At 70.4% G+C, this 26,091-nt stretch carries 24 protein-coding genes; 10 read left to right on the forward strand and 14 right to left on the reverse strand.

Translation table 11 applies throughout. The features are described 5' to 3' along the window. Together ACEL92_RS21450 and ACEL92_RS21455 are read left to right on the forward strand one after the other, a co-directional pair. Positions 1–1,575, forward strand: coding sequence for an Eco57I restriction-modification methylase domain-containing protein (locus ACEL92_RS21450; RefSeq protein ID WP_374022649.1), 1,575 nt, complete (start codon positions 1–3; stop codon positions 1,573–1,575). Beyond that, positions 1,572–2,111: an NUDIX hydrolase gene (locus ACEL92_RS21455; RefSeq protein WP_374022650.1), complete on the forward strand. Its 540-nt coding sequence runs from the start codon at positions 1,572–1,574 to the stop codon at positions 2,109–2,111. The genes ACEL92_RS21450 and ACEL92_RS21455 overlap by 4 nt, the downstream gene beginning before the upstream one ends. Positions 2,112–2,133: 22 nt before the next feature. Here the strand turns inward: ACEL92_RS21455 and ACEL92_RS21460 are convergent, their stop codons facing one another. From ACEL92_RS21460 to rfbD, 3 genes are read right to left on the reverse strand one after another with little or no spacing between them, the layout of a single operon-like run. Then, positions 2,134–3,213: a sugar phosphate nucleotidyltransferase gene (locus tag ACEL92_RS21460; protein ID WP_374022651.1), complete on the reverse strand. Its 1,080-nt coding sequence runs from the start codon at positions 3,211–3,213 to the stop codon at positions 2,134–2,136. Further along, complete coding sequence (locus tag ACEL92_RS21465; protein ID WP_374022652.1) at positions 3,206–4,114, reverse strand: glycosyltransferase family 2 protein; 909 nt, start codon at positions 4,112–4,114, stop codon at positions 3,206–3,208. Before ACEL92_RS21465 ends, ACEL92_RS21460 begins: the two co-directional genes overlap by 8 nt. Beyond that, positions 4,107–4,994 (reverse strand): dTDP-4-dehydrorhamnose reductase, encoded by an 888-nt coding sequence (rfbD, locus tag ACEL92_RS21470; RefSeq protein WP_374022653.1) that lies wholly within the window; start codon positions 4,992–4,994, stop codon positions 4,107–4,109. The genes ACEL92_RS21465 and rfbD overlap by 8 nt, the downstream gene beginning before the upstream one ends. Before the next feature lie 98 nt (positions 4,995–5,092). Between rfbD and ACEL92_RS21475 the strand changes: the two genes are divergently transcribed. The 4 genes from ACEL92_RS21475 (at position 5,093) to ctpC (ending at position 9,821) form a co-directional block, all read left to right on the forward strand. Continuing rightward, on the forward strand, positions 5,093–6,565 hold the full coding sequence (locus ACEL92_RS21475) for an LCP family protein (protein ID WP_374022654.1): 1,473 nt from the start codon (positions 5,093–5,095) through the stop codon (positions 6,563–6,565). Continuing rightward, positions 6,553–7,266 (forward strand): TIGR03089 family protein, encoded by a 714-nt coding sequence (locus ACEL92_RS21480; RefSeq protein ID WP_374022655.1) that lies wholly within the window; start codon positions 6,553–6,555, stop codon positions 7,264–7,266. Before ACEL92_RS21475 ends, ACEL92_RS21480 begins: the two co-directional genes overlap by 13 nt. An 87-nt stretch (positions 7,267–7,353) precedes the next feature. Then, on the forward strand, positions 7,354–7,635 hold the full coding sequence (locus tag ACEL92_RS21485; RefSeq protein WP_066949897.1) for a DUF1490 family protein: 282 nt from the start codon (positions 7,354–7,356) through the stop codon (positions 7,633–7,635). Positions 7,636–7,646: 11 nt separating this feature from the next. Next, entirely contained in the window at positions 7,647–9,821 is a 2,175-nt protein-coding gene (ctpC, locus tag ACEL92_RS21490) for a manganese-exporting P-type ATPase CtpC (RefSeq protein WP_374022656.1), read from the forward strand. A 5-nt stretch (positions 9,822–9,826) separates the two neighbouring features. Here ctpC and ACEL92_RS21495 read toward each other — a convergent pair whose 3' ends face one another. Together ACEL92_RS21495 and ACEL92_RS21500 are read right to left on the reverse strand one after the other, a co-directional pair. After that, on the reverse strand, positions 9,827–10,486 hold the full coding sequence (locus tag ACEL92_RS21495) for a cation transporter (RefSeq protein WP_374022657.1): 660 nt from the start codon (positions 10,484–10,486) through the stop codon (positions 9,827–9,829). Between the two features lie 65 nt (positions 10,487–10,551). Next, positions 10,552–12,156 (reverse strand): AMP-binding protein, encoded by a 1,605-nt coding sequence (locus tag ACEL92_RS21500; protein ID WP_374022658.1) that lies wholly within the window; start codon positions 12,154–12,156, stop codon positions 10,552–10,554. Between the two features lie 117 nt (positions 12,157–12,273). Between ACEL92_RS21500 and ACEL92_RS21505 the strand changes: the two genes are divergently transcribed. Then, positions 12,274–13,188 (forward strand): class I SAM-dependent methyltransferase, encoded by a 915-nt coding sequence (locus ACEL92_RS21505; RefSeq protein ID WP_374022659.1) that lies wholly within the window; start codon positions 12,274–12,276, stop codon positions 13,186–13,188. Between the two features lie 13 nt (positions 13,189–13,201). Continuing rightward, positions 13,202–14,395: a CoA transferase gene (locus ACEL92_RS21510; RefSeq protein WP_374022660.1), complete on the forward strand. Its 1,194-nt coding sequence runs from the start codon at positions 13,202–13,204 to the stop codon at positions 14,393–14,395. A gap of 4 nt (positions 14,396–14,399) precedes the next feature. Here the strand turns inward: ACEL92_RS21510 and ACEL92_RS21515 are convergent, their stop codons facing one another. From ACEL92_RS21515 to ACEL92_RS21540, 6 genes are all read right to left on the reverse strand, one after another. Beyond that, positions 14,400–14,840 carry a response regulator gene (locus tag ACEL92_RS21515; RefSeq protein WP_374022661.1) on the reverse strand — a complete coding sequence of 147 codons (441 nt, stop codon included), beginning with the start codon at positions 14,838–14,840 and terminating at the stop codon, positions 14,400–14,402. Beyond that, positions 14,837–16,378 (reverse strand): CHASE3 domain-containing protein, encoded by a 1,542-nt coding sequence (locus ACEL92_RS21520; RefSeq protein WP_374026323.1) that lies wholly within the window; start codon positions 16,376–16,378, stop codon positions 14,837–14,839. Before ACEL92_RS21520 ends, ACEL92_RS21515 begins: the two co-directional genes overlap by 4 nt. 71 nt (positions 16,379–16,449) lie before the next feature. Further along, positions 16,450–17,643, reverse strand: a complete 1,194-nt coding sequence (locus ACEL92_RS21525; RefSeq protein WP_374022662.1) for a PP2C family protein-serine/threonine phosphatase — start codon at positions 17,641–17,643, stop codon at positions 16,450–16,452. Positions 17,644–17,779: 136 nt separating this feature from the next. Then, positions 17,780–18,949, reverse strand: coding sequence for an acyl-CoA dehydrogenase (locus ACEL92_RS21530; protein ID WP_374022663.1), 1,170 nt, complete (start codon positions 18,947–18,949; stop codon positions 17,780–17,782). 15 nt (positions 18,950–18,964) lie between these two features. After that, positions 18,965–19,483: a 5-(carboxyamino)imidazole ribonucleotide mutase gene (gene purE / locus ACEL92_RS21535; RefSeq protein ID WP_374022664.1), complete on the reverse strand. Its 519-nt coding sequence runs from the start codon at positions 19,481–19,483 to the stop codon at positions 18,965–18,967. Then, the gene (locus tag ACEL92_RS21540) at positions 19,474–20,748 is read right to left on the reverse strand and encodes a 5-(carboxyamino)imidazole ribonucleotide synthase (protein WP_374022665.1); all 1,275 of its coding nucleotides are present in this window, start codon (positions 20,746–20,748) and stop codon (positions 19,474–19,476) included. Before ACEL92_RS21540 ends, purE begins: the two co-directional genes overlap by 10 nt. A 97-nt stretch (positions 20,749–20,845) precedes the next feature. Between ACEL92_RS21540 and ACEL92_RS21545 the strand changes: the two genes are divergently transcribed. After that, positions 20,846–21,505 carry a GtrA family protein gene (locus ACEL92_RS21545; protein WP_374022666.1) on the forward strand — a complete coding sequence of 220 codons (660 nt, stop codon included), beginning with the start codon at positions 20,846–20,848 and terminating at the stop codon, positions 21,503–21,505. On the opposite strand, the gene ACEL92_RS21550 is transcribed toward ACEL92_RS21545, so the two are convergent. From ACEL92_RS21550 to ACEL92_RS21560, 3 genes are read right to left on the reverse strand one after another with little or no spacing between them, the layout of a single operon-like run. Then, entirely contained in the window at positions 21,460–21,978 is a 519-nt protein-coding gene (locus ACEL92_RS21550; protein WP_073876268.1) for a PH domain-containing protein, read from the reverse strand. The two genes, ACEL92_RS21545 and ACEL92_RS21550, sit on opposite strands and share 46 nt — an antisense overlap. Positions 21,979–21,988: 10 nt before the next feature. Then, positions 21,989–22,795, reverse strand: a complete 807-nt coding sequence (locus tag ACEL92_RS21555) for a biotin--[acetyl-CoA-carboxylase] ligase (protein WP_374022667.1) — start codon at positions 22,793–22,795, stop codon at positions 21,989–21,991. A gap of 17 nt (positions 22,796–22,812) precedes the next feature. Continuing rightward, positions 22,813–24,369, reverse strand: coding sequence for an FAD-binding protein (locus ACEL92_RS21560; RefSeq protein ID WP_374022668.1), 1,557 nt, complete (start codon positions 24,367–24,369; stop codon positions 22,813–22,815). A gap of 35 nt (positions 24,370–24,404) precedes the next feature. Between ACEL92_RS21560 and ACEL92_RS21565 the strand changes: the two genes are divergently transcribed. Continuing rightward, a complete protein-coding gene (locus ACEL92_RS21565) occupies positions 24,405–26,045 on the forward strand; it encodes an acyl-CoA carboxylase subunit beta (RefSeq protein WP_374022669.1) in 1,641 nt (546 codons plus the stop codon). The last annotated feature ends 46 nt before the right edge of the window (positions 26,046–26,091 follow it).

Below are 26,091 nucleotides of genomic sequence, written 5' to 3' on the forward strand. Positions count from 1 at the left end.
ATGAGATTCGCGGGCAAGACGGCGGCGTCCGCCGAGAAGGCCCGCGGCGGCTACTACACGCCCGCGCCCGTCGCCCGCTTCCTGGCCCGCTGGGTTCGCGAAGCCGGACCCCGCATCGTCGAACCCTCCTGCGGCGACGGCGCCATTCTGCGCGAGCTGGCCGCCCTCGGCGGACGGCCCCGCGGCGTCGAGCTGGTCGCCGAAGAGGCGGCCAAGGCAAGCGAATTCGCGCCCGTCGACACCGCGGACCTGTTCGGCTGGCTCGCCACCGGCGAGCCCGGCGGCTGGGACGGCGTCGCCGGCAACCCGCCCTACATCCGGTTCGGCAACTGGGTGGCCGAGCAACGCGATCCGGCGCTGGAACTGATGCGGCGCGCCGGATTACGGCCCAGCCGCCTGACCAACGCCTGGGTCCCCTTCGTGGTGGCCAGCTCGATCCTGGTGCGCGATGGCGGCCGGGTGGGCCTGGTGCTGCCGGCCGAGTTGCTTCAGGTCTCCTACGCCGCCCAGCTGCGCGAGTTCCTGCTGCGCCGGTTCAGCGACATCACCCTGGTGACGTTCGAGCGCCTGGTGTTCGACGGCGTCCTGCAGGAGGTCGTGTTGTTCTGCGGGGTCGCGGGCGCCGGGCCGGCCCGCATCCGCACCCTGCACCTGACCGACGCGCACGCGCTCGCGCGCGCGGACTTCAACGTCGACTGGGCTCCGGCGCTGTTGCACGAGAACGAGAAGTGGACCAAGTACTTTCTGCGCCCGGACGCGATCCGGCTGCTGCGATCGCTCAAGGGCTCGACGGCCATGACGCGGCTCGGTTTGGTCGCCGACGTCGACGTCGGCATCGTCACGGGCCGCAACAGCTTTTTCACGTTCGCCGACGCGCAGGCCCGCGAACTCGGGCTGCTGTCGCACTGCGTGCCGCTCGTCTCGCGCAGCGCGCAGCTGTCCGGGCTGGTCTACGACAGCGACTGCCGGGCAGGCGATGTCGCGGCGGGGCGTCGGACCTGGCTGCTGGACGCGCCGCGCGACCCCGGCGACCCCGCGCTGGTCGCACACATCCGGGCCGGGGAGTCCGCCGGCGTGCACCGGGGCTACAAGTGCTCGATCCGCACGCCATGGTGGGGCACGCCGTCGCTGTGGATCCCGGACCTGTTCCTGCTGCGGCAGATTCACCTGGCGCCGCGGCTGACCGTCAACGCCGCCGCCGCGACGAGCACCGACACGGTGCACCGGGTCCGCCTCGCCGCCGGGGTCGACGCGACCGCGCTGGCGACGGTCTTCCACAACAGCGTGACGTTCGCCTTCGCCGAGATCATCGGCCGCAGTTACGGCGGCGGGATCTTGGAGCTGGAACCCCGCGAGGCCGAGCAGCTGCCCATCCCCCCACCGCCCCTGGCCGGCCCGGAGCTGGCCGGCGACGTCGACCTGCTGTTGAAGGCCAACGAGACCGAGAAGGCGCTGGACCTCGTCGACCGCCACGTCCTGATCGACGGCCTGGGGCTGCAGCCCGAGGTGGTGGAGCAGTGCCGCGCGGCGTGGGCCGCGCTGCGGGATCGCCGGACGCGGCGGGGTGCCCGGTGAGCGTTCGGGAGTCGGCGATCGCGCTGCTGTCCGACTGGCAGGCACCCGACGCCGAGCAGGATTCGTTGCGGCACGCGGTCCTGGCCTTCGCGCTCGCCCGTCCCGACGCGTGCCGCCGCGAGTGCGTGCCGGGCCACGTCACCGCGTCGGCGCTGGTGCTCGACCACACCGCCGCCCGGGTGCTGCTGACGCTGCATCCGCGGCTGGGCCGCTGGGTGCAGCTGGGCGGGCACTGCGACGACGACGACGCCGACATCGTCGCCGCCGCCCTGCGCGAGGCCACCGAGGAGTCCGGCGTCGACGGCCTGCGCATCGAACCGCGGCTGGCCGCGGTGCACGTCCACCCGGTCACCTGTTCGCTGGGCGTGCCCACCCGTCACCTGGACCTGCAGTTCGTGGCGCGCGCGCCGGCCGGCGCGCGGATCGCGATCAGCGACGAGTCGGAGGACCTGCGGTGGTGGCCGGCCGACGGGTTGCCCGACGGCACCGACCATGCGCTGGCGTATTTGGTGGGCCAAGCCCTGCGCCGCGCGTGACGCTCGGCGGCGGGAGCCGCGCCTAGACGTCGCTCGAGTACCGGATCCCGCCGTCGGGAATCGAGACGCCCGGCCAGACCCGGGCGCCACGCAGCAGCTCGCAGCGCGCGCCGATGTCGGCGCCGTCGCCGATCACGCCGTCGCGGATGAGCGCCCGCGGGCCGATGCGCGCGCCGAAGCCGATGATCGAGCGCTCGATCACGCTGCCGGCCTCGACCTTGACGCCGTCGAAGATCACCGCGCCGTCCAGCCGCACACCGGGCCCGATCTCGGCGCCCCGGCCGACGACGGTGCCGCCGACCAGCACCGCGCCGGGCGACACCGCCGCGCCGTCGTGCACCAGCTGCTCGCCGCGGTGGCCGTGCAGCGCCGGCGACGGCGCGATGCCGCGCACCAGGTCCGCCGACCCCCGAACGAAGTCCTCCGGTGTGCCCATGTCCCGCCAGTAGGTGGCGTCGACGTAGCCGCAGACCTTGACGTCGGGGTCCTTGAGCAGGGCCGGGAACACCTCGCGTTCGACCGACACCTCGCGGCCGCGTGGGATCCGGTCGATGATGGCGCGTTCGAAGACGTAGCAGCCGGCGTTGATCTGGTCGGTCGGCGGGTCCTGCGTCTTCTCGACGAACGCGGTGACCCGGCCGTTCTCGTCGGTGGTGACGCAGCCGAACGCCCGCGGGTCGCCGACCCGCACCAGGTGCAGGGTGACGTCGGAGTGCTGGGCCCGGTGGAAGTCGATCATCTGGTTGAGGTCGGAACCCGACAGCACGTCGCCGTTGAACACCAGCACGGTGTCGTGGCGCAGGTGACCGGCGACGTTGGCGATGCCGCCGGCGGTCCCCAGCGGGCTGTCCTCGGTGACGTAGTCGATCTGCAGGCCCAGCTTGGACCCGTCGCCGAACTCCGCCTCGAACACCGCGGCCTGATACGACGTGCTCAGGATGACGTGCTCGATGCCCGCGGCGGCGATCCTCGACAGCAGGTGGGTCAAGAACGGCAGCCCCGCGGTGGGCAGCATCGGCTTGGGCGCCGACAGCGTCAGCGGCCGCAGCCGGGTGCCCTTGCCGCCGACCAGGATCACCGCATCGACTTGCGGGTTAGCCATGTGCGCGCCGCCCTTCCGCCAGTTTCCGTCTCCGATCCCGTAGCGCGCCGCGCACCATCAGCCGGGACCGAACCGCCAACGAGCCCCGCAGCACCCAGCGCAGCGGCGCCCGCCACCAGCCCGCGTGCCGGTCGGCCAGGAACAGGTAGGTGCTCGCGTGATGGGCCGCCAGGTGGCTCGCCGGGTCGTGCCCGGTGGAGTGGCCCTTGTGGTGCAGCACCTCCGCCGACGGCACGTAGACGCTCAGCCAGCCGGCCCGGCCGAGCCGGTCCCCGAGGTCGACGTCCTCCATGTACATGAAGTAGCGCTCGTCGAACCCGCCGACCTGGGCGAAGGCGGACCGGCGGACCAGCAGGCAGGAGCCGGACAACCAGCCGACCGGGCGTTCGCTGGGCGCCAACCGCTCCTGGCGGTAGGCCGCCGACCACGGGTTGCGCTTCCAGACCGGCCCGACGACCGCGTGCATGCCGCCCCGGACCAGGCTCGGCAGGTGCCGCGCCGACGGGTACACCGACCCGTCCGGGTCGCGGATGAGCGGACCGAGGGCGCCGGCGCGGGGCCAGCGGGTGGCGGCGTCCAGCAGGGCGTCGATGCTGCCCGGGCCCCACTGCACGTCCGGGTTGGCCACGATCACCCAGTCGTCGTCGACCTCCCCCGAATCGGCGAGCTGCGCGACCGCGCGATTCACCGCGGTGCCGTACCCGAGGTTGGCCCCGGTGTGGAACAGCCGCACATTCGGGTAGCGCTCGACGGCGGCCTGCGGCGTCCCGTCGGTGGAGCCGTTGTCGGCCATCAGGACGCACACGGGCCGCTCGGTGGCCAGCGACAGCGAGGCCAGGAAGCGCTCGAGGTGAGGGCCCGGTGAGTAGGTCACCGTCACGACCGGCAGGACGTCAGTCACGCGTCGAGGGTAACGGTCGATCGGCCCTCGCGAGCGCCGCGACAAGCGCGGGGCGCCAGGGCCGTAACGGCCGCAGGCCCGCCGCGGCGGACTCACGGCCCGAAAGCGCGGAGTAGGTGGGGCGCGGCGCCGGCCGGGGAAACTCCGCGGTGCTGACCGGCCGCACGCGCTCGGGGTCGGCGCCGCATTCGGAGAAGATCGCGCGGGTCTGCTCGAAGCGGGACACCGCGCCCTCGTTGGCGGCATGCAGGATCGGCCCTGGCACGCCGTCGTCGGCGATCTGCAGCAGCGCCTCCGCCAGGTCGCCGACGTAGGTGGGCGACCCGACCTGGTCGTCGACCACGTTGACGGGGCCGTCCCCGGCGGCCAGGCGGCGCATGACGGCGACGAAGTCCTTGCCGTCGGCGCCGGTGTAGACCCAGGCGGTGCGGACGATGACGGCGTCGGGCAGCGCCGCCAGCGCGGCCTCTTCCCCGGCGAGCTTGCTGCGCCCGTACACGCCCGACGGCGCGGTGGGGTCGCTGGGCTCGTACGGACGCGGGTCGGCGCCACCGAAGTCGCCGTTGAAGACGTAGTCGGTGGAGACGTGGATGAACCGGGCGCCGGCGCGCGCGCAGGCGCGGGCGATGTTCTCCGGCCCGGTCGCGTTGACGGCGAAGGCGGCGGCCTCGTCGCTCTCGGCGCCGTCGACGTCGGTGTAGGCCGCGCAGTTGATCACCACGTCGCCGCGGGAGACGATCCGTTCGGCGGCGGCGGGGTCGGTGATGTCCCACTCCGACGACGTCATGGCCAGCACGTCACGGCCCTGACCGGCCGCGAGGGAGCGCAAATAGCGGCCCAGTTGCCCCCCGGCACCGGCGATCACGATCCTGCTCGACATGGTTTGAGTTTGGCATGCGTGGAAACGCACGGGCGACGGCCGGGGCGCGCGGGGCTTCGCTACCCGCGAAGCGCCTGTGCCGCAAGTAACCTAGTGGGATGCCTGTGCAACGTGTGGTTCGTGTGATTGCCACTGCGCTCACGCTCGTTGTCGTCCTCGGCACCGGGCTCGCCTGGAGCAACGTCCGCTCCTTCGAGGACGGCATCTTCCACATGTCCGCACCCTCGCTCGGCAAGGGCGGCGACGACGGCGCGATCGACATCCTGCTGGTCGGCCTCGACAGCCGCACCGACGCGCACGGCAACCCGCTCTCCCAGGAGGAACTGGCCACCCTGCGGGCCGGCGACGAGGAAGCGACCAACACCGACACGATCATCCTGATCCGCATCCCCAACAACGGGAAGTCGGCGACCGCCATCTCGATCCCCCGCGACTCCTACGTCGCGGCCCCCGGCCTGGGCAAGACGAAGATCAACGGCGTCTACGGCCAGACCCGCGAGGCCAAACGCACCAGCCTGGTCAAGGCCGGCGACTCGGCCGAGGACGCCGCCGCGCAGGGCACCGAGGCCGGGCGCGAGGCGCTGATCAAGACCGTCGCCGACCTCACCGGCGTCACCGTCGACCACTACGCCGAAATCGGGCTGCTCGGCTTCTCCTTGATCACCGACGCGCTCGGTGGCGTGGACGTCTGCCTCAAAGAGCCGGTGTTCGAACCGCTTTCGGGCGCCGACTTCCCGGCCGGCCCGCAGCGGCTCGACGGGCCGGAGGCGCTCAGCTTCGTCCGTCAGCGCCACGAGCTGCCGCGCGGTGACCTGGACCGGGTGGTGCGCCAGCAGGTGGTGATGGCCTCGCTGGCCCACCGGGTGATCTCCGGCAAGACGCTGTCCAGCCCCACGACGCTGAAACGTCTGGAGGCGGCCGTGCAGCGCTCGGTGGTGATCTCCTCCGGTTGGGACGTCATGGATTTCGTGCAGCAGATGCAGAAACTGGCCGGCGGCAACGTCGCGTTCGCCACCATCCCGGTGCTGGACGGCGCGGGCTGGAGCGACGACGGCATGCAGAGCGTGGTACGGGTGGACCCGCACCAGGTCCAGGACTGGGTTAGCGGGCTGCTGCACGACCAGGAGCAGGGCAAGACCGAGGAGATCGCCTACACCCCGGCCAAGACGACCGCCAGCGTGGTCAACGACACCGACATCAACGGGCTGGCGTCGGCGGTGTCCCAGGTGTTGACGTCCAAGGGATTTGGCGCCGGCACCGTCGGCAACAACGACGGCGGCCACGTCAAGGGCAGCCAGGTGCGGGCCGCCAAGACCGACGATCTGGGCGCCCAGGAGGTGTCCAAGGAGCTGGGCGGATTGCCGGTGGTCGCCGACCCCTCCGTCGCGCCGGGCTCGGTCCGGGTGGTGTTGGGCAACGACTACAGCGGGCCGGGCTCGGGCCTGTCCGGCACCGGGACGGTGATGCCCGCCAAGGTGTCCAACGTCGGTGCGGTGGCGGCCGACCCCAACGTCCCGGCCCCCTCGCCGATCCTGACCGCCGGATCCGACAAGCCCGAGTGCATCAACTGAGCACGCTCTCCGGCGCCATCCTGGACCCGATACTGCGGGCCGATCCGGTAGGACCGCGCATCACCTACTACGACGACGCCAGCGGCGAGCGCATCGAGCTATCCGCGGTGACGCTGGCCAACTGGGCGGCCAAGACCGGCAACCTGTTGCGCGACGAGCTGGGCGCGGGCCCGGGCAGCCGGGTCGCGATCCTGCTGCCGGCGCACTGGCAGACGGCGGCCGTGTTGTTCGGCGTGTGGTGGATCGGCGCCGAGGCCGCGCTCGAACCTGGCGCGGCGGACCTCGCGCTGTGCACTGCCGAGCGGCTGGACGAGGCCGACTCGATGGCCGGCGAGGTGGCCGTGCTGTCGCTGGACCCGTTCGGCCGCCCGGCCGCCGACCTGCCGATCGGCGTCACCGATTACGCCACCGCCGTGCGCGTGCACGGCGACCAGATCGTCGCCGAACGCCATCCCGGGCCGGCGCTGGCCGGCCGGTCGGTCGGCGAGGTGCTGGCCGATTGCCAAAGCTCGGCCGCCGCAAGGGGATTGACGGCCAAGGACCGGGTCCTGTCCACCGCCGCGTGGTCGAGTCCCCAGGAACTGGTGGACGGCCTGCTGGCGGTCCTGGCTGTCGGCGCGTCGCTGGTGCAGGTGGCCCATCCCGACCCGTCGGCGCTGCCGCGCCGGATCGAGACCGAAAAGGTCACCCGGGTACTCTAGGGGCCGATTCATATTGATATCGCTATATTTCGATGTTAACGTCGAGCGAGCATCAGCTGACGCTGCGACGACAAGGAGGTCCGGGCAATGGCGGGGTACGCGCTCTTGGCAAAGGCGGCATCGACGGTGGTCACCGGCCTCGTCGGCGTGACGGCCTACGAGGTGGTGCGTAAGGCCGTGGCCAAGGCGCCGCTGCACGAGACCGCGGTGTCGGCGGCCGAGCTCGGACTGCGTGGCACCCGCAAGGCCGAGGAGGCCGCCGAGTCGGCCCGGCTCAAAATCGCCGACGTCATGGCCGAAGCCCGCGAGCGCATCGGCGAGGAAGCGCCCACCCCTGCCGTCGCCGACGTCCACCAGCACGACCACTGATCCCCGCTTCGATGGCGCTCGCCACCGACCTTGAGCCGGTCCGCCCGAAAGACCCTGCGCTGCAGGTGATCTCGGATGCGGCCGGGCGCATGCGGGTTTCCGTCGACTGGCTGCGGGGCAACTCCCGGCGCGCGGTGGCGGTCGAGGAGGCCGTCGCCAAGGAGGACGGCGTGCGCGTGGTGCACGCCTATCCGCGGACCGGATCGGTGGTCGTCTGGTACTCGCCCCGGCGCTGCGATCGCGCCGCGGTGCTGGCGGCGATCGGCTCCGCCGCGCACGTCGCCGCCGAGCTGATCCCGGCCCGCGCGCCGCATTCGTCGGAGATCCGCAACACCGACGTGCTGCGGATGGTCGTCGGCGGTGCGGCGCTGGCCCTGCTCGGCGTGCGCCGCTACGTGTTCGCCCGGCCGCCGCTGTTAGGCCCGAACGGCCGGATCCTGGCCACCGGCGTCACCATCTTCACCGGCTACCCCTTCCTGCGCGGGGCGCTGCGGTCGTTGCGCTCGGGCCGGGCCGGCACCGACGCCCTGGTGTCGGCGGCGACGGTCGCCAGCCTGGTGCTGCGCGAGAACGTGGTGGCGCTCACGGTGCTGTGGCTGCTCAACATCGGTGAGTACCTGCAGGACCTGACCCTGCGCCGCACCCGGCGGGCGATCTCGGAGTTGCTGCGCGGCAGCCAGGACACGGCCTGGATCCGGCTGGCCGACGGAGCAGAAGTCCAGGTTCCCATCGACACCGTGGAGATCGGCGACGAGGTGATCATCCACGACCACGTCGCGATACCGGTCGACGGCGAGGTCGTCGACGGCGAGGCCATTGTCAACCAGTCCGCGATCACCGGCGAGAACCTGCCCGTTTCCGTCGTGGCCGGCGCGCATGTGCACGCCGGGTCGGTCGTGGTGCGCGGGCGCCTGGTAGTGCGTGCGGAGGCCGTCGGCAACCAGACGGCGATCGGGCGCATCATCACCCGCGTCGAGGAGGCGCAGCACGACCGGGCGCCCATCCAGACCGTCGGCGAAAACTTCTCCCGCCGTTTCGTTCCCACCTCGTTCATCGTCTCGGCCCTCACCCTGGCGGTCACCGGAGACGTGCGCCGCGCAATGACCATGCTGCTGATCGCCTGCCCCTGCGCGGTGGGCCTGTCCACCCCGACGGCCATCAGCGCCGCGATCGGCAACGGCGCGCGCCGCGGCATCCTGATCAAGGGCGGATCGCACCTCGAGCAGGCCGGCCGGGTGGACGCGATCGTGTTCGACAAGACCGGCACGCTGACGGTCGGCCGCCCCGTCGTCACCAACATCATTGCCCTACACAAGGATTGGGAGCCAGAGCAGGTGCTGGCGTACGCGGCCAGCTCGGAGATCCACTCCCGTCATCCGTTGGCCGAGGCGGTGATCCGCTCGACGGAGGAGCGCCATATCACCATCCCGCCGCACGAGGAGTGCGAGGTGCTGGTCGGCCTGGGCATGCGCACCTGGGCCGACGGCCGCACCCTGTTGCTCGGCAGCCCCGGGCTGTTACGCGCCGAGAAGGTGCGGGTGTCGAAGAAGGCCTCGGAGTGGGTGGACAGGCTGCGGCGCCAGGCCGAGACCCCGCTGCTACTGGCCGTCGACGGCAAGCTGGTGGGCTTGATCAGCCTGCGCGACGAGGTGCGCCCCGAAGCGATCGAGGTGCTCAAACAGTTGCGGGACAACGGGATTCGTCGCATCGTCATGCTGACCGGCGACCATCCCGACATCGCCCAGGTGGTTGCCGAGGAGCTGGGCATCGACGAGTGGCGCGCCGAGGTGATGCCGGAGGACAAGCTCGAGGTGGTGCGCGGTCTGCAGAACGACGGCTACGTGGTCGGCATGGTCGGCGACGGCATCAACGACGCCCCGGCGCTGGCGGCCGCCGACATCGGGATCGCCATGGGCCTCGCCGGAACCGACGTCGCGGTGGAGACCGCCGACGTGGCGCTGGCCAACGACGACCTGCATCGCCTGCTCGACGTGCGGGACCTGGGCGCCCGCGCCGTGGACGTCATCCGGGAGAACTACGGCATGTCGATCGCGGTCAACGCCGCCGGGCTGATCATCGGCGCGGGCGGCGCACTGTCCCCCGTGCTGGCCGCAATCCTGCACAACGCGTCGTCGGTCGCGGTGGTGGCCAACAGCTCCCGGCTGATCCGGTACCGGCTCGACTAGGCAGCTCAGCAGCAGCCGCACTCGTGGCCGCGCCAGGCCCGCACACCCTGCCAGGCCGCGACGCCGGCGACGCCGAGCCCGATCGCCGGGTCGATCCACCAGCCGCCGGACCACAGCGCCACCGTCGCCAGCCCGACGAGCACCCCGCCCGCCTGCGCGGCGCACAGGTAGTTCTGCATGCCCTCGGCCTCGGTGGCGCCCGAATCGAGCCGCGCGCCCAGGCGGCGGTTGGCCCGACCGAGGATCGGCATCAGAAGCAATCCGGCGGCGGTCAGCGCGAGCCCGATCGCCGAGGCCTCGGCGTGGTGGTCACCGGTCAGCTCGCGCACGGATTCCGCGGCGATGTACGGGGCGGTCAGCCAGAACGACACCGCGACACCGCGCCCGGCGCGCCGCTCGGCGTCCGCCGAGAAGGTGCGAGCCCCGCTGAACCGCCACACCACCATCGCGCTGCCCAGCGCCTCGGACACCCCGCCGAGCGCCCACCCGGTCAGGGCCACCGACCCGACCGCCAGGCCCTGCCACAGCCCGACGCCGCCCTCGACGAGCACCGCGACCAGGCTGAGCCACGCCAGGCGCCGCGCCCACTGGGCGCTGCGCCGCCAACCGGCGTCCCGCGTCGCGGCAAGCGCGCGGCCTTCGACGGTGAGCGAGAACGTGGTCATTGCGCGAGGCTAGCCGCGATCTCGTCCGGCGGCGGGCCGGGACACCAGCTAGTAACACAACCGTGTCAAACGCGACCAATCAGTACGCGCTTGAGCACCTTTCCGCCCGCATTGCGGGGCAGCGCGTCGACGAACAGCACGTCGCGGGGAACCTTGAAGCGGGCCAACCGGTTGTGCACGTACTCCCTGACGTCGTCCTCGGTCAGCGTCACACCCGGCCGCACCACGACGTAGGCGCGCAACCGCTGCCCGAACTCCTCGTCGTCGACGCCGACGACCGCGACGTCGGAGACGCCGGGGTGGTGTGAGAGCGCCTCCTCGACCTCGCCCGGGTAGACGTTCTCCCCACCGGACACGATCATCTCGTCGTCGCGCCCGTCGATGAAGAGTCGGCCCTCGGCATCGAAGTGACCGACGTCGCCGGTGGACATCAGGCCCCGGATCGACTCCTTGGTACCGCCCCCGGTGTAGCCCTCGAAGGCCAGCACGTTGCCCACGAAGATGCGCCCCGGCGTCCCCGGCGGCGCCTCGCGCCCGTCGTCGGTGAAGACCTTGACGATCGAGCCGGGCACCACCGCGCCCACGCAGCCCGGCGCGACGGCCAGGTCCGCGGGCGTGGCGATGGTGGCGTAGGCGACCTCGGTCGACCCGTACATGTTGTAAACCAGGGGCCCGAGCGCCTCGAGCGCCCGGGTGGCCAGCGCGGCGCCCAGCTGGGAGCCGCCGACGAATACGATGCGCAGCGCCGACAGGTCGTGCGCGGCCAGGGCCGCAGGGCCCAGATCGAGGATGCGCCGCAACATGATCGGCACCACGATCATGGCGCTGGCCCGGTGCTCGACCAGGCTCACCAGCGTCTGCCGGGCGTCGAAGTGCCGGCGCAGCACCAGAGTCGAGCCCAGCACCATCGCGTACATCGCGTGGCTGAATCCCATCGAATGAAACAGCGGCACACAGCATTCGGTGACTTCCCGCCCCCGGAACGGGACCTTCCCGAGCAGGCCGCCGACCGGTATCAGCGAGTACGGCTCCGACCGTGCGGCGCCCTTCGGCGTTCCGGTCGTCCCGCTGGTCGAAATGACGATCTTGGGCCGCCCGCCGGAGGCCGGCGGCGCGCTGGGATCACCCCGTTGGATCAGCGCGTCGAGCGAGTCGGGATCGGGCGTCTCCGTCCAGGCCCGGAACCGGCCGAGCGGCGGCCGGGCGGCGGCGACGACGGCGCCGTACTCCTCGTCGTAGACCAGGAGATCGGCGCGTTCGGAGGCCAGCATCCCGGCCAGCTGCGGGGCGCCGAACCCGGTGTTGAGCAGCAGGACACCGGCACCGCACTTGCCGGCGGCGTAGACGGCTTCCAGAAACCCGCGGTGGTTGCCGACCAGGATGGCCACGCCGTGACCCGGGCCCAGGCCGCGCCGGCGCCACTCGTTGGCCAGCGCGTTGGTCCGGCGGTCCAGCTCTCCGAACGTCAGCGGGCCGCGCTCGTCGATCAGCGCCACCCCGTGGGGGTCCCGGCCGGCGGCGATGGCCGTCGCCGCCCCCAGGATGCCGTAGCGCCGAACGGCACCCAGCACCGGCACGACGCGGCCGGGCGGTATCCACCGCAATCCCCCGGACCGGGCATAGAGAAGCAGTGACCGGGCTTCCGCATCCGCTCGCCGAAGAATTCGCACATGTCGATGCTGCCGCCCCGCCCCGCGTCGAATAAGGGCGCAACGCCACTACGGGCGGAGGTCTTTGGTCACCATCGTTATTCTGGCTAACGACTACACGGAAAGGGACGATTGCCGATGACGCGCACCGATAACGACAGCTGGGACCTGGCCACGAGCGTGGGGGCGACCGCGACCATGGTGGCCGCCGGACGGGCACGGGCCACCCGGGACGCGCTGATCAACGACCCGTTCGCCGAGCCGCTGGTGCGGGCGGTCGGGGTGGACTTCATGACGCGCTGGGCTGCCGGCGAACTGGACTCCGCCGACGTCGACGAGCCCGGGGCGCCGTGGGGCATGCAACGGATGACCGACATGCTGGCCGCCCGCACGCGCTACATCGACGCCTTCTTCGACGAGGCGGGTGCCGCGGGGATACGCCAGGTGGTGATCCTGGCCTCGGGCCTGGACGCGCGCGCCTACCGGCTGCCCTGGCCGGCGGGCACCACGGTCTACGAGATCGACCAACCGCAGGTGATCGAGTTCAAGACCGCCACCATCGCCGAGCTCGGCGCCCAACCCACCGCCGAGGTGCGGGCCGTCCCGATCGACCTGCGCCACGATTGGCCGTCGGCGCTGCGCCAGGCCGGGTTCGACACCGCGCAGCCGACCGCATGGGCCGCCGAGGGACTGCTCGGCTTCCTGCCGCCCGAGGCGCAGGACCGGCTGCTCGACGACATCACCGCGCTGAGCGCCACCGGCAGCCGGCTGGTGGCCGAGGTCTTCATCAACTCCGGCGCCAACGGGGACGCCCTGAACGCGGCCAGCCAGAAGTGGCGGGACAACGGCCTGGACATCGCGCTGGGCGACCTCGGCTTCCCAGGCGAGCGCAACGACGCGGCGACCTACCTGGAGCGGCACGGCTGGCGCCCGACTCGCACACCCCTGAATCAGCTGTTGGCCGACAACGGGTTACCTTTGCAGCGCACCGACCCCGGTGCGCCGTTCGCCCAGAACTACTACTGCATCGCAGAGTTGCACGGGGCCCGTTGACGGGAGGCCACCCATGGCAGACAGCACGCCCGCCAAGCCACTTGACGGATTCCGGGTGCTCGATTTCACCCAGAACATCGCCGGGCCGCTGGCCGGGCAGGTACTGGCCGACCTGGGCGCCGAGGTGATCAAGGTAGAGGCGCCCCACGGTGAGGCGGCCCGGCAGATCACCGCGGTGCTGCCCGGCCGCCCGCCGCTGCCCACGCTGTTTCTGCCGCACAACCGGGGCAAGAAGTCGGTGGCGGTGGACCTCACCGACGACGAGGCCAAGCAGCAGATCCTGCGGCTGGTCGACACGGCCGACGTCGTACTGGAGGGCTTTCGGCCCGGCGTGATGGAACGGATGGGCCTGGGCCCCGACGCCCTGCGCGCCCGCAACCCGAGGCTGATCTACGCGCGGCTGTCGGCCTACGGCGGCAACGGCCCGCACGGCAGCAGGCCGGGCGTCGACCTGATGGTCGCGGCCGAGTCGGGCATGACCACCGGGATGCCCACACCGACCGGCAAGCCCCAGATCATCCCCTTCCAGCTGGTCGACGCCGCCAGCGGTCACGTGCTGGCCCAGGCGGTGCTGGCCGCGCTGCTCAACCGCGAGCGCCACGGGGTCGCCGACGTGGTGCGGGTGGCCATGTACGACGTTGCGGTCAACCTGCAGGCCAGCCAGCTCACGATCCACCTGAACAAGCCGAGCGAGGCGCCCAAGCCCGACGCGGCACCGAAAGCCAAGAAGCGCAAGGGAGTTGGCTTCGCCACGCAACCCTCGGACGCGTTCAAGGCCGCCGACGGGTACCTGGTGATCAGCGCGTACGTGCCGAAGCACTGGGCGAAGCTGTGTGAGATCATCGGCCGTCCCGACCTGCTGACCGATGAGCGGTTCGCCGACCAGCGTTCGCGCGCAATGAATTACCCCGAGCTGACCGAGGAGCTCGAGTCGGCGCTGGCGGCCAAGCCCGCCGCCGAATGGGTTGAGCTGCTTCAAGAGGGCGGCCTGATGGCCTGCCTGGCCTACACCTGGAAGCAGGTGGTGGACACCCCGCTGTTCGCGGAGAACGAGCTCGCCCTGCGGGTGGGCAGCGGCGAGGACACCCTCACGGTGGTCCGCATGCCCGCGCGCTACTCGAGCTTCGACGCGGTGGCCGCCGAGCCGCCGCCCGCGCCAGGTCAGCACAACGACGAGTTCCTCACCGCGCCGCAGCCCACGTCGTAAACCATCACTGGTTGGGCAGCCGCACCACCTGGACGAAGAACTCGTCGATCTGCCGGACGGCCTTCATGAACTGGTCCAGGTCAACGGGTTTGGTGACATAGGCGTTGGCGTGCAGCTTGTAGCTGCGCAGGATGTCCTCCTCCGCCGAGGAGGTGGTGAGCACGACCACCGGGATGCGGGCCAGGTCGGGGTCGGACTTGACCTTCTCCAGCAGCTGACGGCCGTCGTATTTCGGCAGGTTCAGGTCCAGCAGGATCAGGTCGGGCCGCGGGGCGTCGGCGAACTGACCGCGCCGATAGAGGTAGTCGAGGCCCTCCTCGCCGTCGTGCGCGACGTGGAGCCGGTTGTTGAGTTTGTTGTGCTCGAACGCTTCTCGCGTGATCAGCTCGTCCCCCGGGTCGTCCTCGACGAGCAGGATGTCGATCGCTCTACCGGGTGATGTCATTCGTGCGCTCCTTCCAAAGCGGCCGTGCGTGGCGCCTCCGCGTCCGTCTCCTGCTCGGGCTCGATCATGGGCAACGTGAACTCGAACCGCGTCCCCTCGGTGCGGGTCGTATCAATTCGAATGGTGCCGCCGTGGTGCTCGACGATCTTCTTGACCAGTGCCAGGCCAACACCGGTTCCGGTGTACACATCGCGGCCGTGCAGGCGCTGGAAGATGACGAAGACCTTGTCGGCGAATTCCGCCGGGATCCCAATGCCGTTGTCCGACACGGTGATCACCCATTCATGCTCATGAGTGTCGGTGCCCGGTGCGCACTCGATAACGACGCGGGGCGTGCGGTCCTTGTGCCGGAATTTCACCGCGTTGCCGATGAGGTTCTGCCACAGCATGGTCAGCAGCATCGGGTCGCCCTTGATCCGCGGCAGGGAGTCGGGCCGGACGATCTCGGCGTCGGACTCCTCGATCGCGACGGCCAGGTTGGCCAGGCCGGAGTCCAGCGTGGTGTCGAGGTTCACGTCGGTTTCCGTGGTGCCCAGCCGCCCGACACGCGAAAAGGTGAGCAGGTCGTTGATCAGCGCCTGCATCCGTTTGGCCCCGTCGACCGCGAAGCCGATGTATTCGATGCCACGCTCGTCGAGCTGGTCGCCGTAGCGCCGCTCCAGCAGCTGGCAGAACGAGGCGACCTTGCGCAGCGGCTCCTGCAGGTCATGCGACGCCACGTAGGCGAACTGCTCGAGTTCGGTGTTGGACCGGCGCAATTCGGCCGCCTGTTCGTCCAGTTGCGCCTGGGCCGAACGTGAGATCTCCAGCTCCTCGACCATCCGCTTGCGCATGTTTTCCACGTCGATCGCCATGTCGCGTACGTCCTTGGGCCGCTTCGGTGCCGCGATGCGTTCCTCGAAGCTGCCCTCCGTGATCCGCCGGCAGGCTGCGGCCAGCGCCGCGAGCGGCCGGGCGACGGTGTCCCGGATCAAGAACCCCAGCAGCCCGGCGGTGACGAAGAACAACAACACCATGGCGCCGAGAGCCCTGTCGCGCCAGGCGTCGACGCGTTTGAGTTCGTCCGACGCGGTCGATCGGGCGGCGGCTAGGTTCACGTCCTGCCTGTCGAAAAGCATTCGCAGATGGTCGAATTGGGCTTTGCCGCGCTCCGCCGACGGCTTGCTGTTGACGTTCTTGCCGTTGGGCAGCACGGTGGCGATCACCGGTTCGGCATAGCTTTCCCGCCACCTGGCCGCGGCGTCCTCGATCGCGTCCAGGTCACCGATCAAGTCCGGGCGCTGGCCCAGCCTGCGCCGGATCTCTGCCGCCGCAGCCTGTTCGCTGTGCTGCCCGTCGTAGTACGGCGTGAGGAATTGCCGATCCCCGGCGATCAGGTAGCCGCGGATGCCGGTCTCCTGGTCGCGCAGAGCCGCCTGCAGCTGGAAGGCGGCCACGCGCGCCGGTTGGATGTTGTCGGCGAGCTCGCGCGTCATCTGGTCCGTGCGGTTCAGCAGCAGCGCCCCGACCACCGCGCCGGCCAGCACCATCACGCCCATGCTGACCAGGACGAGGGCCTGCCATCCGCGCACGGTGAGCTCCGAGAACCGCAGGCGGCGCAACCTTGGGGTCACGCAATGGTCCTTTCCACCCGCAGCACGGCGATGTCGTCGGTGAGTCCCCCATGCGACTGGGCCAGCTCCTGCGCGCCGTCGATGAGCGCGTCGACGAACTCCGGGCCGGGCTTGGCCGCGTGCGACCGCGCGAGCGCGAGCAGACCGTCCTCGCCGAGGCGTCGGTTGCCCTCTCCGGAATACCCCTCGAACAGCCCGTCGGTCAGCAGCAGCAGGCCCTGACCCGCGGGCAGATCCATCTCGAACCGCGGCCACTCGTCGTCGGCGCGCAGGCCCAGCGCGGGACCGCCCGGCGGCTCCACCCACTCCACGGCGCCGTCGTGCTGCAACAGCACCCCCGGATGGCCGGCGCGGATGGCGGTGATGCGCGTGCTGTCGGCCGGGATCTCCAGGCTGAGCACGGTCGCGAAAACGCCTGTGTCCGTTCGCTCCGAGTGCAGCACCCGCTCGAGCTGCCGCATCAGCTCCACCCCGTGCACGCCGGCGAGGGTGAGCGCGCGGAACGCGATCCGCAAGGCCGCACCCAAGGCGGCCTCGTGCGGCCCGTGGCCCGCCACGTCGCCGATCAGCACGTGCACGACCCGATCCGTCGTCTGGACCACGTCGTAGAAGTCCCCGCACAGCAACGCGTCCTCGCGGCTCGGCCGGTACCGAGCGACGATGTCGACGCCCGGATTGTCCAGCAGCAGCGGGGAGGGCAGCAGCCCGCGCTCCAGCAGCGCGTTCTCCCGGGCCCGCAGCCGGGTCGCGTGCAGGTCGGCCGCGATGAGCTCGGCCCGCTTGCGCTCGATCGCGTACAGCAGCGCGCGCCGCAGCATCTCCGGCTCGACCCGGCCCTTGACCAGATAGTCCTGGGCGCCCGCCGCGACCGCGGACGCCCCGAAGTACTCGTCGTTCAGTCCGGTCAGCACCACGATCGGGACGGTGGCGTCGTGCTTGGCGATGCGGTCCAGCGCGTCGATGCCGTTGGCGTCGGGCAGGTGCAGGTCCAGCAGCACGCAGTCGGGCCGGGCGGAGGCCAGCTCGCGTTCGGCGTGGGCCATCGACTGCGCCCACACGACCCGGATATCGGCGACGGCGTCGGCGATCAGGTCTTCAACCAGCACGGCGTCGGCGCGGTCGTCCTCGACCAACAGCAACGACAATGACTGCCAATTCGTCGCCGGGGTCACTGGTGCGCGCACGGGCATCAATTCCCGGTCATTCGTGGATGCGCGTAGGAAGTCGCCCTGTTCACTGTTGACCCCCTGCCGCCGGCAAGACCCATCGAACGACTCTACGTCCGGCCCACCACCCCGAATGGCGAACCGGTGGAGATCCTATCGGTCAGCGCAGCAGCGCCCTCGACATGACCACGCGTTGGATCTGATTGGTGCCCTCGTAGATCTGGGTGATCTTGGCGTCGCGCATCATCCGCTCCACCGGGAAGTCCTGCGTGTAGCCGTAGCCGCCGAACAGCTGCACCGCGTCGGTGGTCACCTCCATCGCGACGTCGGAGGCCCAGCACTTGGACGCCGCGGAGATGAAGCCCAGGTCGGATTCGCCGCGCTCGGCGCGAGCGGCCGCGTGGTAGACCATCAGCCGGGCGGACTCGAGCTTCATGGCCATGTCGGCGAGCATGAACTGCACGCCCTGGTTGTCGCTGACCGGGCGGCCGAACTGCTTGCGCTCCTTGGTGTAGGCGATCGCGGCGTCCAGCGCCCCCTGCGCGATGCCGACGGCCTGGGCCCCGATCGTGGGCCGGGTGTGGTCCAGCGTCGCCAGCGCGGTCTTGAAACCGGTGCCCGGCTCGCCGATGATCCGATCGCCCGGGATCCGGCAGTTCTCGAAGTACAGCTCGGTGGTCGGCGAGCCTTTGATGCCCAGCTTGCGCTCCTTGGGTCCGACCGTGAACCCCTCGTCGTCGGCGTGCACCATGAACGACGAGATGCCGTTGGCGCCCTTGTCCGGGTCGGTCACCGCCATCACGGTGTACCAGCTCGACTTGCCGCCGTTGGTGATCCAGCACTTGGCGCCGTTGAGAATCCAGTCGTCCCCGTCGGCCTTGGCGCGGGTGCGCATCGAGGCCGCGTCGCTACCGGCCTCCCGCTCGGACAGCGCGTAGGACGCCATCGCGGTGCCGTCGGCGATCGAGGGCAGCACCTGCTTCTTGAGCTCGTCGGAGCCGCGCAGGATCAGCCCCATGGTGCCCAGCTTGTTCACCGCCGGAATCAGCGACGCCGAGGCGTCGACGCGGGCCACCTCCTCGATCACGATGCACGCCGCCACCGAATCCGCGCCCTGCCCGCCGTACTCCTCGGGCACGTGCACGGCGTTGAACCCCGACGCGTTCAGCGCCGCCAGCGCCTCGTCGGGAAACCGCGAATTCTCGTCGACATCGGCGGCGTGCGGCGCGATCTCCTTCTCCGCCAGCGCGCGAATCGCCGCCCGCAACTCCTGGTGTTCCTCGGGCAATTGGAACAGATCAAACGTGGGGTCTCCGGCCCAACCAGCCATCGTGGCCTCCTATTACTACTCGCCGGTAACTTTACCCTGACGCTTTTGCAGCGCCTCATCCTTGGCCCGCACGCTCTCGGCCAGCTGGCCCTGAAACGCGACGATGCGCGCCCGCAGCGCCGGGTCGGACGACCCGAGCATGCGCACGGCGAGCAGGCCCGCGTTGCGGGCGCCGCCGATCGAGACCGTGGCCACCGGCACGCCCGCCGGCATCTGCACGATCGACAGCAGCGAGTCGAGGCCGTCCAGCCGCGCCAGGGGCACGGGCACCCCGATCACCGGCAGCGGCGTAGCAGACGCGACCATCCCGGGCAGGTGTGCGGCGCCGCCGGCGCCGGCGATGATCACCTCGATGCCGCGGTCGGCCGCGGCGCGCGCGTAGTCGAACATCACCTGGGGCGTCCGGTGCGCGGAGACCACCCGAACCTCGGCCGGTATCTCGAACTCGGCCAGCGCCTCGGCGGCGTCCTTCATCACCGACCAGTCGCTGTCGCTGCCCATGATCACGCCGACGCGAGGCTCACTCATGGCCATTGATGCCGCTCCTCATCGCTCCGCTTTGCATGGTCGCCGGCATGCGGATCCCATCCGTCCGTCCACTGCCCGTGTGACAACCAGTGTGCCGCGAGCTCGGCGCGCTGCCGCAGCGCAGCCAGCTCCGCCATGTCGGCGCCCAGGAAGTTGACGTGGCCGACCTTGCGGCCGGGCCGTTCCTCCTTGCCGTAGAGGTGAACCCGGGCGTCGGGCATCCGCGCGAACAGGTGGTGCAACCGCTCGTCGACGGTCATCGTCGGTCGCTGCGGGGCGCCCAGGACGTTCGCCATCACCGTCACCGCAGCGATGGCATCGGTGTCACCGAGCGGGTAGTCCAGCACCGCCCGCACGTGCTGTTCGAACTGGCTGGTGCGCGCCCCGTCCATGGTCCAGTGCCCGGAGTTGTGCGGCCGCATCGCGAGCTCGTTGACCAGCAGCTCACCCTCGACGGTCTCGAAGAGCTCCACCGCGAGCACCCCGACCACGTCGAGTTCGGCGGCCAGCCGCAGCGCCAGTTGCTGCGCGGCCGCGGCCACGTGCTCGGGCAGGTTCGGTGCGGGGGCGACCACCTGGACGCAGATCCCGTCTTGCTGCACCGTCTCCACCACCGGCCAGGCCGCCCCCTGGCCGAACGGTGACCGCGCCACCAACGCCGACAGTTCGCGGCGCAGGTTCACCTGTTCCTCGGCCATCACCGGCACCCCATCGGCCAGGAAGCTGGCCGCGATATCGCGGGCGTGCGAAGGGTCGCGCGCCATCCGCACCCCGCGCCCGTCGTAGCCGCCGCGGACGGCTTTCACCACCACCGGGCCACCTACCAGCCGCGCGAAGGCGTCCAGCTCCTCGAGGTTCCCGATGCCCGCGTAGCGCGGGACCGGGACGCCCATCGCGTCCAGCCGTCGGCGCATCACCAGCTTGTCCTGGGCGTGCACCAGCGCCTGCGGCGGCGGCGCGACGTTGACCCCCTCGGCGACCAGCTTCTCCAGCAGCTCGTTCGGCACGTGCTCGTGGTCGAACGTCAGCACATGGGCCCCGGCCGCCACCCGGCGCAGGTCGTCCAGTTCGGTGTGCGAACCGATCACGACGTCGGGCGTGACCTGCGCGGCCGGCTCGTCGGCCGCGGTGGCCAGCACGCGCAGCGTCTGCCCGAGGGCGATCGCGGCCTGGTGGGTCATCCGGGCCAGTTGTCCGCCGCCGACCATGGCGACCACCGGCGCTACTGTGGGTGCGGCCCCGGGAGGGCGTGTGTTCGGCACGGCCATCATGGTGTCACGGCGCCGGTGGCGTGTTGACCGGCGGTGACGCCGAATCGTTATGTACGATTTTGCGTCGATTTTGTGTCCGTCCGTACACTGACGACTTGTGCCCTTCGCCGAAGCCGCAATCGAGCGCATGCCCGGGTTTATTCAGCCCTATTTGCTGCGCCACCACGAACTGATCAAATTCGCCATCGTCGGCGGCACCACGTTCGTGATCGACTCGGCGATTTTCTACACGCTGAAACTGACAATTCTGGACTCCAAGCCGGTCACCGCCAAGGTCATCGCAGGCATCGTCGCGGTCATCGCGTCCTACGTGCTGAACCGGGAATGGAGCTTCCGCGATCGCGGCGGCCGGGAGCGTCACCATGAGGCGCTGCTGTTCTTCGCGTTCAGCGGGGTGGGCGTGCTGCTGTCCATGGCGCCGCTGTGGTTCTCCAGCTACGTCCTGCAGCTGCGGGAGCCGATGGTGTCGCTGACCGTGGAGAACATCGCCGACTTCATCTCGGCCTACATCATCGGCAACCTGCTGCAGATGGCGTTCCGCTTCTATGCCTTCCGGCGCTGGGTGTTCCCCGACGAGTTCGCGCGCAACCCCGACAAGGCGCTGGAATCCGCCCTCACCGCCGGCGGCATCGCCGAGATGCTCGAGGACGAGATCGAGGGCGGCAACGTGACGCTGCTGCGGTCCTGGCGCCACCGGGCCGGCCGGCTGACTCAGCCGGGCGACTCCTCGGAACCCAGGGTGTCGAAGACTTCGTGATACAGCAGCGCGTGCACCTCGCGCAGCCGCGGAATGTCGTAGAACTCCAACGGGTCTTGTGACGCCGATTCGATAATCAGCGTCCCGGTGCGAAACATCCGCTCGGTGATTCGGTCGCGGAATTCCACGCTGTTGATCCGTGCCAGCGGGATATCGATCCCGGTCCGGGTCAGCACCCCGTGCCGGAACATCACCCGCCGGTTCGTCACGACGAAATGGGTGGTCAGCCAGCTCAAGAACGGCCACAGTGTCAGCCAGCCGACGATCACCAGCCAGATGCCCCAGATGACGCCGTAGATGATGTTCTTGGCCAGCTGGCTCCAATGAGTCGAGTTGAGGTATCCGGACCCGAACGACGCGATCGCGGTCACCAGCAGAAGGACCACCACCGGCCAGATCAGCCGCTTCCAGTGCGGGTGGCGATGGATGATCACCTGCTCGCCGGCGGCCAGGACGTTATCCGGATAGCTCACCTGCCAGAAGCTACCGCAAATGCACCACGTCACCGGCCGAAACAACGACCGTCTGTCCCCCGGTTTCGATGCACAATCTGCCCTGATCGTCGACCGCGTTCGCCTCCCCGACCACCTCCTTGCCGCCCGGCAGATGCGCCCGGACCCGGGCGCCGATGGTCAGGCTGCGCGCCCGGTAGTCGGCGGCCAGCGCCCAGTCGGCCCCGCGCGCGGCGCGCCAGGCCACGATCCGCCGCCCGAGTTCGGCCAACAGCCCGCACACCAGCCGGGTGCGATCGGGCGTCCGCACGCCCAGGTCGACCAGCGAGACGGCCCCCTCTACCCCGGCGGGAGCCTCAAATACGTTGAGCCCCAAGCCGATTACCACCACCGGCCGCGCCACCTCGGCAAGGATGCCCGCCAGTTTGCCCGGCGGGTCGCCCGCCAGCACGTCGTTGGGCCACTTGAGCCCCACCCGAACGCCCTCGAGCAGCGGGGCCAGCGTGTCCACCACCGCCACCCCGGTGGCCAGCGGCAGCCAGCCCCACCCGGCCGCCGGCACGTCGACGATGCTGACGGCGACCGACATGGTGAGCTGGGCCCGCGGGGTTGCCGACCAGCCGCGGCCGTGGCGCCCGCGCCCGGCGGTCTGGTGCTCGGCGATCAGCACGGACCCGGCGACGTCGGTTCCCGACGCGGCGCGGGCCAGCAGGTCGGCGTTGGTGGAGCCGGTTTCATCGACGACGTCGAGCCGGCGCCAGCCCAGCCCGGTGCCGATCAGCTCGGCGCGTAATGCGGCCTGGTCCAACGGCGCTGGCAGCTGGTCTCGGTCTGTCACTGGACCCAGCCTAGGACTCAGTGCCGCCGGCGGCCCATGACGTCGAGCATGTCCAGGACGGCCAGGTGGCTGAACAGCATGCTGGTCCCGATCGGGTTGCCGCCGCCGGGATAGGCGGTGCCGCTGGGCGCGGCCATCGTGTTGCCGGCGGCGTAGAGGCCGGGAATGGGGTTGCCGGACGTGTCGAGCACCCGGGCGGCGGCGTCGGTGCGCAGGCCGCCCTTGGTGCCCAGATCGGAGATGCCGAACGCCGCGGCGTGATACGGCGGTGAGTCGATGGGCACCAGTGGCGACGCGCCCCCCGAGAACGCGCGATCGAAAGCCTCGTCGCCCCTGCCGAAGTCCTCGTCGACGCCGGAGGCGGCAAACCCGTTGAACCGGGCCACCGTCGCCGCCAGCCGCCCACCCGGCACCCCGATCTTGTCCGCCAGTTCCTCCAGGGTGTCCGCCGTGTGCCAGAGGCCCGCGGCGACGTACTTCTCGGTCTCGACGATCGAGACGTTGGCCGCCTTCACCGGCGGGACCTCGCCCTCTTTGTCGTCGTAAATCATCCAGTACGGCAACGTGATTGAGCCGTCCTGCAGTTGGGCGATGATCTCGCGCCCGGCCCGGTCATACGCTCGCGATTCGTTGACGAACCGGTTGCCGTCCTGGTTGACGAAGATGCCGCCGGTGAACCACAACGCGAACGCCGACCGGCCGTCGGGATGAGTCATGCCCGGCGACCACCACGCCTGGTCCAGCAGGTCGGTGTCGGCGCCGGCGGCGATGCCGGCCCGCAGCGCCAGACCGCGGCTTCCCGGGCCGCCCATGGTGTCTCGCGCCGTGCCGGGAACCCCGAATTCGCGGCGCATCTCCTCGTTGTTCTCGAAACCACCGGCGGCCAGCAGCACGCCCAGCCGGGCGCGCACGGCCCGCCGCTGGCCGTGGCTCTCCACGATCGCCCCTGTCACCGCCCCGTCGGACAGGACGAGCTCGACCAGGGCGGTGTCCCGGCGCAGCGCCGCGTTCGGGTATTGACCGATGGCCGCGAGGAACCGCGCGATCAGGGCCCGACCCCCGAGGTAGTAGTCCGAGGGCGGTTCCGCGCCGAGCCGGTCGGTGTCCAACGGCCCGCGGATCACCTCCCGCAGCTCCGGGGCGGCGGCCACCTTCCAGGGCTTCGCGGCGATGTGGCGCTGACCGTCCAGCCGCGCCTTGGGCGCCTTCCCGTAGTAGTCGGGCCACGGCAGCGGCACGAACTTCAGCGTGGGGTCGGCCTCCAGATATTCGATCAGCCGGGCGCCGCCGCGGACATAGGTCTCTTGCAGCTCGCGCGGGGTGCGGTCACCGACCACGGCGTGGTAGTAGGTCAGCGCGTCCTCGATGGTGTCCTCGACGCCGGCCCGCAGCAGCACCGGATTACACGGGAACCAGACACCGCCGCCACCGGAGTAGGCGGTGGTCCCACCGAATTTCGACGTCGCCTCCACAAGCAGCACGTCCAGGTCCTCGCGCGCCGCGGTGTAGGCGCCGGTGACGCCGCCGCCGCCCGACCCGGCGACCAGTACGTCGCATTCGGTCGCCCAGTCCATCAGCGGAGACTAGCGCGCCGCTAAGCTCGGATCCCATGACAAGCGTTACCGACCACACCGCGGAGCCGGCCGCTGAGCACACCATCGACATCCACACCACCGCAGGCAAGCTGGCCGAGCTGCACAAGCGCCGCGAGGAATCGCTGCACCCGGTGGGTGAAGAGGCCGTCGAGAAGGTGCACGCCAAGGGCAAGCTGACCGCCCGCGAGCGCATCCTCGCCCTGCTCGACGAGGACTCGTTCGTCGAGCTCGACGCGCTGGCCCGGCACCGCAGCAAGAACTTCGGCCTGGAGAACAACCGCCCGCTGGGCGACGGCGTCATCACCGGCTACGGCACCATCGACGGCCGCGAAGTGTGCATCTTCAGCCAGGACGCCACCGTGTTCGGCGGCAGCCTCGGCGAGGTGTACGGCGAGAAGATCGTCAAGGTCCAGGAGCTGGCGATCAAGACCGGCCGCCCGCTGATCGGCATCAACGACGGCGCCGGGGCGCGCATTCAGGAGGGCGTCGTCTCGCTCGGCCTGTACAGCAAGATCTTCCGCAACAACATCCTGGCCTCCGGCGTGATCCCGCAGATCTCGCTGATCATGGGCGCGGCCGCCGGCGGGCACGTCTACTCCCCCGCCCTGACCGACTTCGTGGTCATGGTCGACCAGACCAGCCAGATGTTCATCACCGGGCCGGACGTCATCAAGACGGTCACCGGCGAGGACGTCACGATGGAGGAGCTCGGCGGGGCCCACACCCACATGGCCAAGTCGGGCACTCTGCACTACGTCGCCTCCGGCGAGCAGGACGCCTTCGACTGGGTGCGCGACCTGCTGAGCTACTTGCCGCCCAACAACGCCACCGACGCGCCCCGCTACGCGGAGCCCGTCCCGGAGGGCGCGATCGAGGACAACCTCACCGAGGAGGACCTCGAGCTGGACACGCTGATCCCGGACTCGGCCAACCAGCCGTACGACATGCACGAGGTGATCACCCGCATCCTCGACGACGACGAGTTCCTGGAGATCCAGAACGGCTACGCCACCAACATCATCGTCGGGTTCGGCCGCATCGAGGGCAGGCCCGTGGGGATCGTGGCCAACCAGCCGACCCAGTTCGCGGGCTGCCTCGACATCAATGCCTCGGAGAAGGCGGCGCGGTTCGTGCGGACCTGCGACTGCTTCAATATCCCGATCATCATGCTGGTGGACGTTCCGGGCTTCCTGCCGGGCACCGGCCAGGAATACAACGGCATCATCCGGCGCGGCGCCAAGCTGTTGTTCGCCTACGGCGAGGCCACCGTTCCGAAGATCACCGTGATCACCCGCAAGGCATACGGCGGCGCGTACTGCGTCATGGGCTCCAAGGACATGGGCTGCGACGTCAACATCGCCTGGCCGACCGCACAGATCGCGGTGATGGGCGCCTCCGGGGCCGTCGGCTTCGTCTATCGCAAGCAGCTGGCCGAGGCGGCCAAGGAGGGCAAGGACGTCGACGCCCTGCGGCTCGAGCTTCAGCAGGAGTACGAGGACACCCTGGTCAACCCGTACGTCGCCGCCGAGCGGGGATACGTCGACGCGGTAATCCCGCCGTCGCACACCCGCGGCTACATCGGCACCGCGCTGCGGCTGCTGGAACGCAAGATCGCGCACCTGCCGCCCAAGAAGCACGGGAACATTCCGCTGTGAGTCGAACGAGCGGAGCGAACGCAGTGAGCGACGGGAGTGAGACGAC

The organism is Mycobacterium hainanense (genome assembly GCF_041890355.1).
Taxonomy (GTDB): Bacteria; Actinomycetota; Actinomycetes; order Mycobacteriales; family Mycobacteriaceae; genus Mycobacterium; species Mycobacterium hainanense.

Coding starts and splice junctions, on each gene's coding strand:
- ACEL92_RS21495 (WP_374022657.1), bottom strand. CDS start 10,486: ATGACCACGTTCTCGCTCACCGTCGAAGGCCGCGCGCTTGCCGCGACG.
- ACEL92_RS21460 (WP_374022651.1), bottom strand. CDS start 3,213: ATGGCTAACCCGCAAGTCGATGCGGTGATCCTGGTCGGCGGCAAGGGC.
- ACEL92_RS21540 (WP_374022665.1), bottom strand. CDS start 20,748: ATGATGGCCGTGCCGAACACACGCCCTCCCGGGGCCGCACCCACAGTA.
- ACEL92_RS21485 (WP_066949897.1), top strand. CDS start 7,354: ATGGCGGGGTACGCGCTCTTGGCAAAGGCGGCATCGACGGTGGTCACC.
- ACEL92_RS21530 (WP_374022663.1), bottom strand. CDS start 18,949: ATGGCTGGTTGGGCCGGAGACCCCACGTTTGATCTGTTCCAATTGCCC.
- ACEL92_RS21515 (WP_374022661.1), bottom strand. CDS start 14,840: ATGACATCACCCGGTAGAGCGATCGACATCCTGCTCGTCGAGGACGAC.
- ACEL92_RS21505 (WP_374022659.1), top strand. CDS start 12,274: ATGACGCGCACCGATAACGACAGCTGGGACCTGGCCACGAGCGTGGGG.
- purE (WP_374022664.1), bottom strand. CDS start 19,483: ATGGCCATGAGTGAGCCTCGCGTCGGCGTGATCATGGGCAGCGACAGC.
- ACEL92_RS21565 (WP_374022669.1), top strand. CDS start 24,405: ATGACAAGCGTTACCGACCACACCGCGGAGCCGGCCGCTGAGCACACC.
- ACEL92_RS21475 (WP_374022654.1), top strand. CDS start 5,093: ATGCCTGTGCAACGTGTGGTTCGTGTGATTGCCACTGCGCTCACGCTC.
- rfbD (WP_374022653.1), bottom strand. CDS start 4,994: ATGTCGAGCAGGATCGTGATCGCCGGTGCCGGGGGGCAACTGGGCCGC.
- ACEL92_RS21525 (WP_374022662.1), bottom strand. CDS start 17,643: ATGCCCGTGCGCGCACCAGTGACCCCGGCGACGAATTGGCAGTCATTG.
- ACEL92_RS21510 (WP_374022660.1), top strand. CDS start 13,202: ATGGCAGACAGCACGCCCGCCAAGCCACTTGACGGATTCCGGGTGCTC.
- ACEL92_RS21520 (WP_374026323.1), bottom strand. CDS start 16,378: ATGGGCGTGATGGTGCTGGCCGGCGCGGTGGTCGGGGCGCTGCTGCTG.
- ACEL92_RS21560 (WP_374022668.1), bottom strand. CDS start 24,369: ATGGACTGGGCGACCGAATGCGACGTACTGGTCGCCGGGTCGGGCGGC.
- ctpC (WP_374022656.1), top strand. CDS start 7,647: ATGGCGCTCGCCACCGACCTTGAGCCGGTCCGCCCGAAAGACCCTGCG.
- ACEL92_RS21450 (WP_374022649.1), top strand. CDS start 1: ATGAGATTCGCGGGCAAGACGGCGGCGTCCGCCGAGAAGGCCCGCGGC.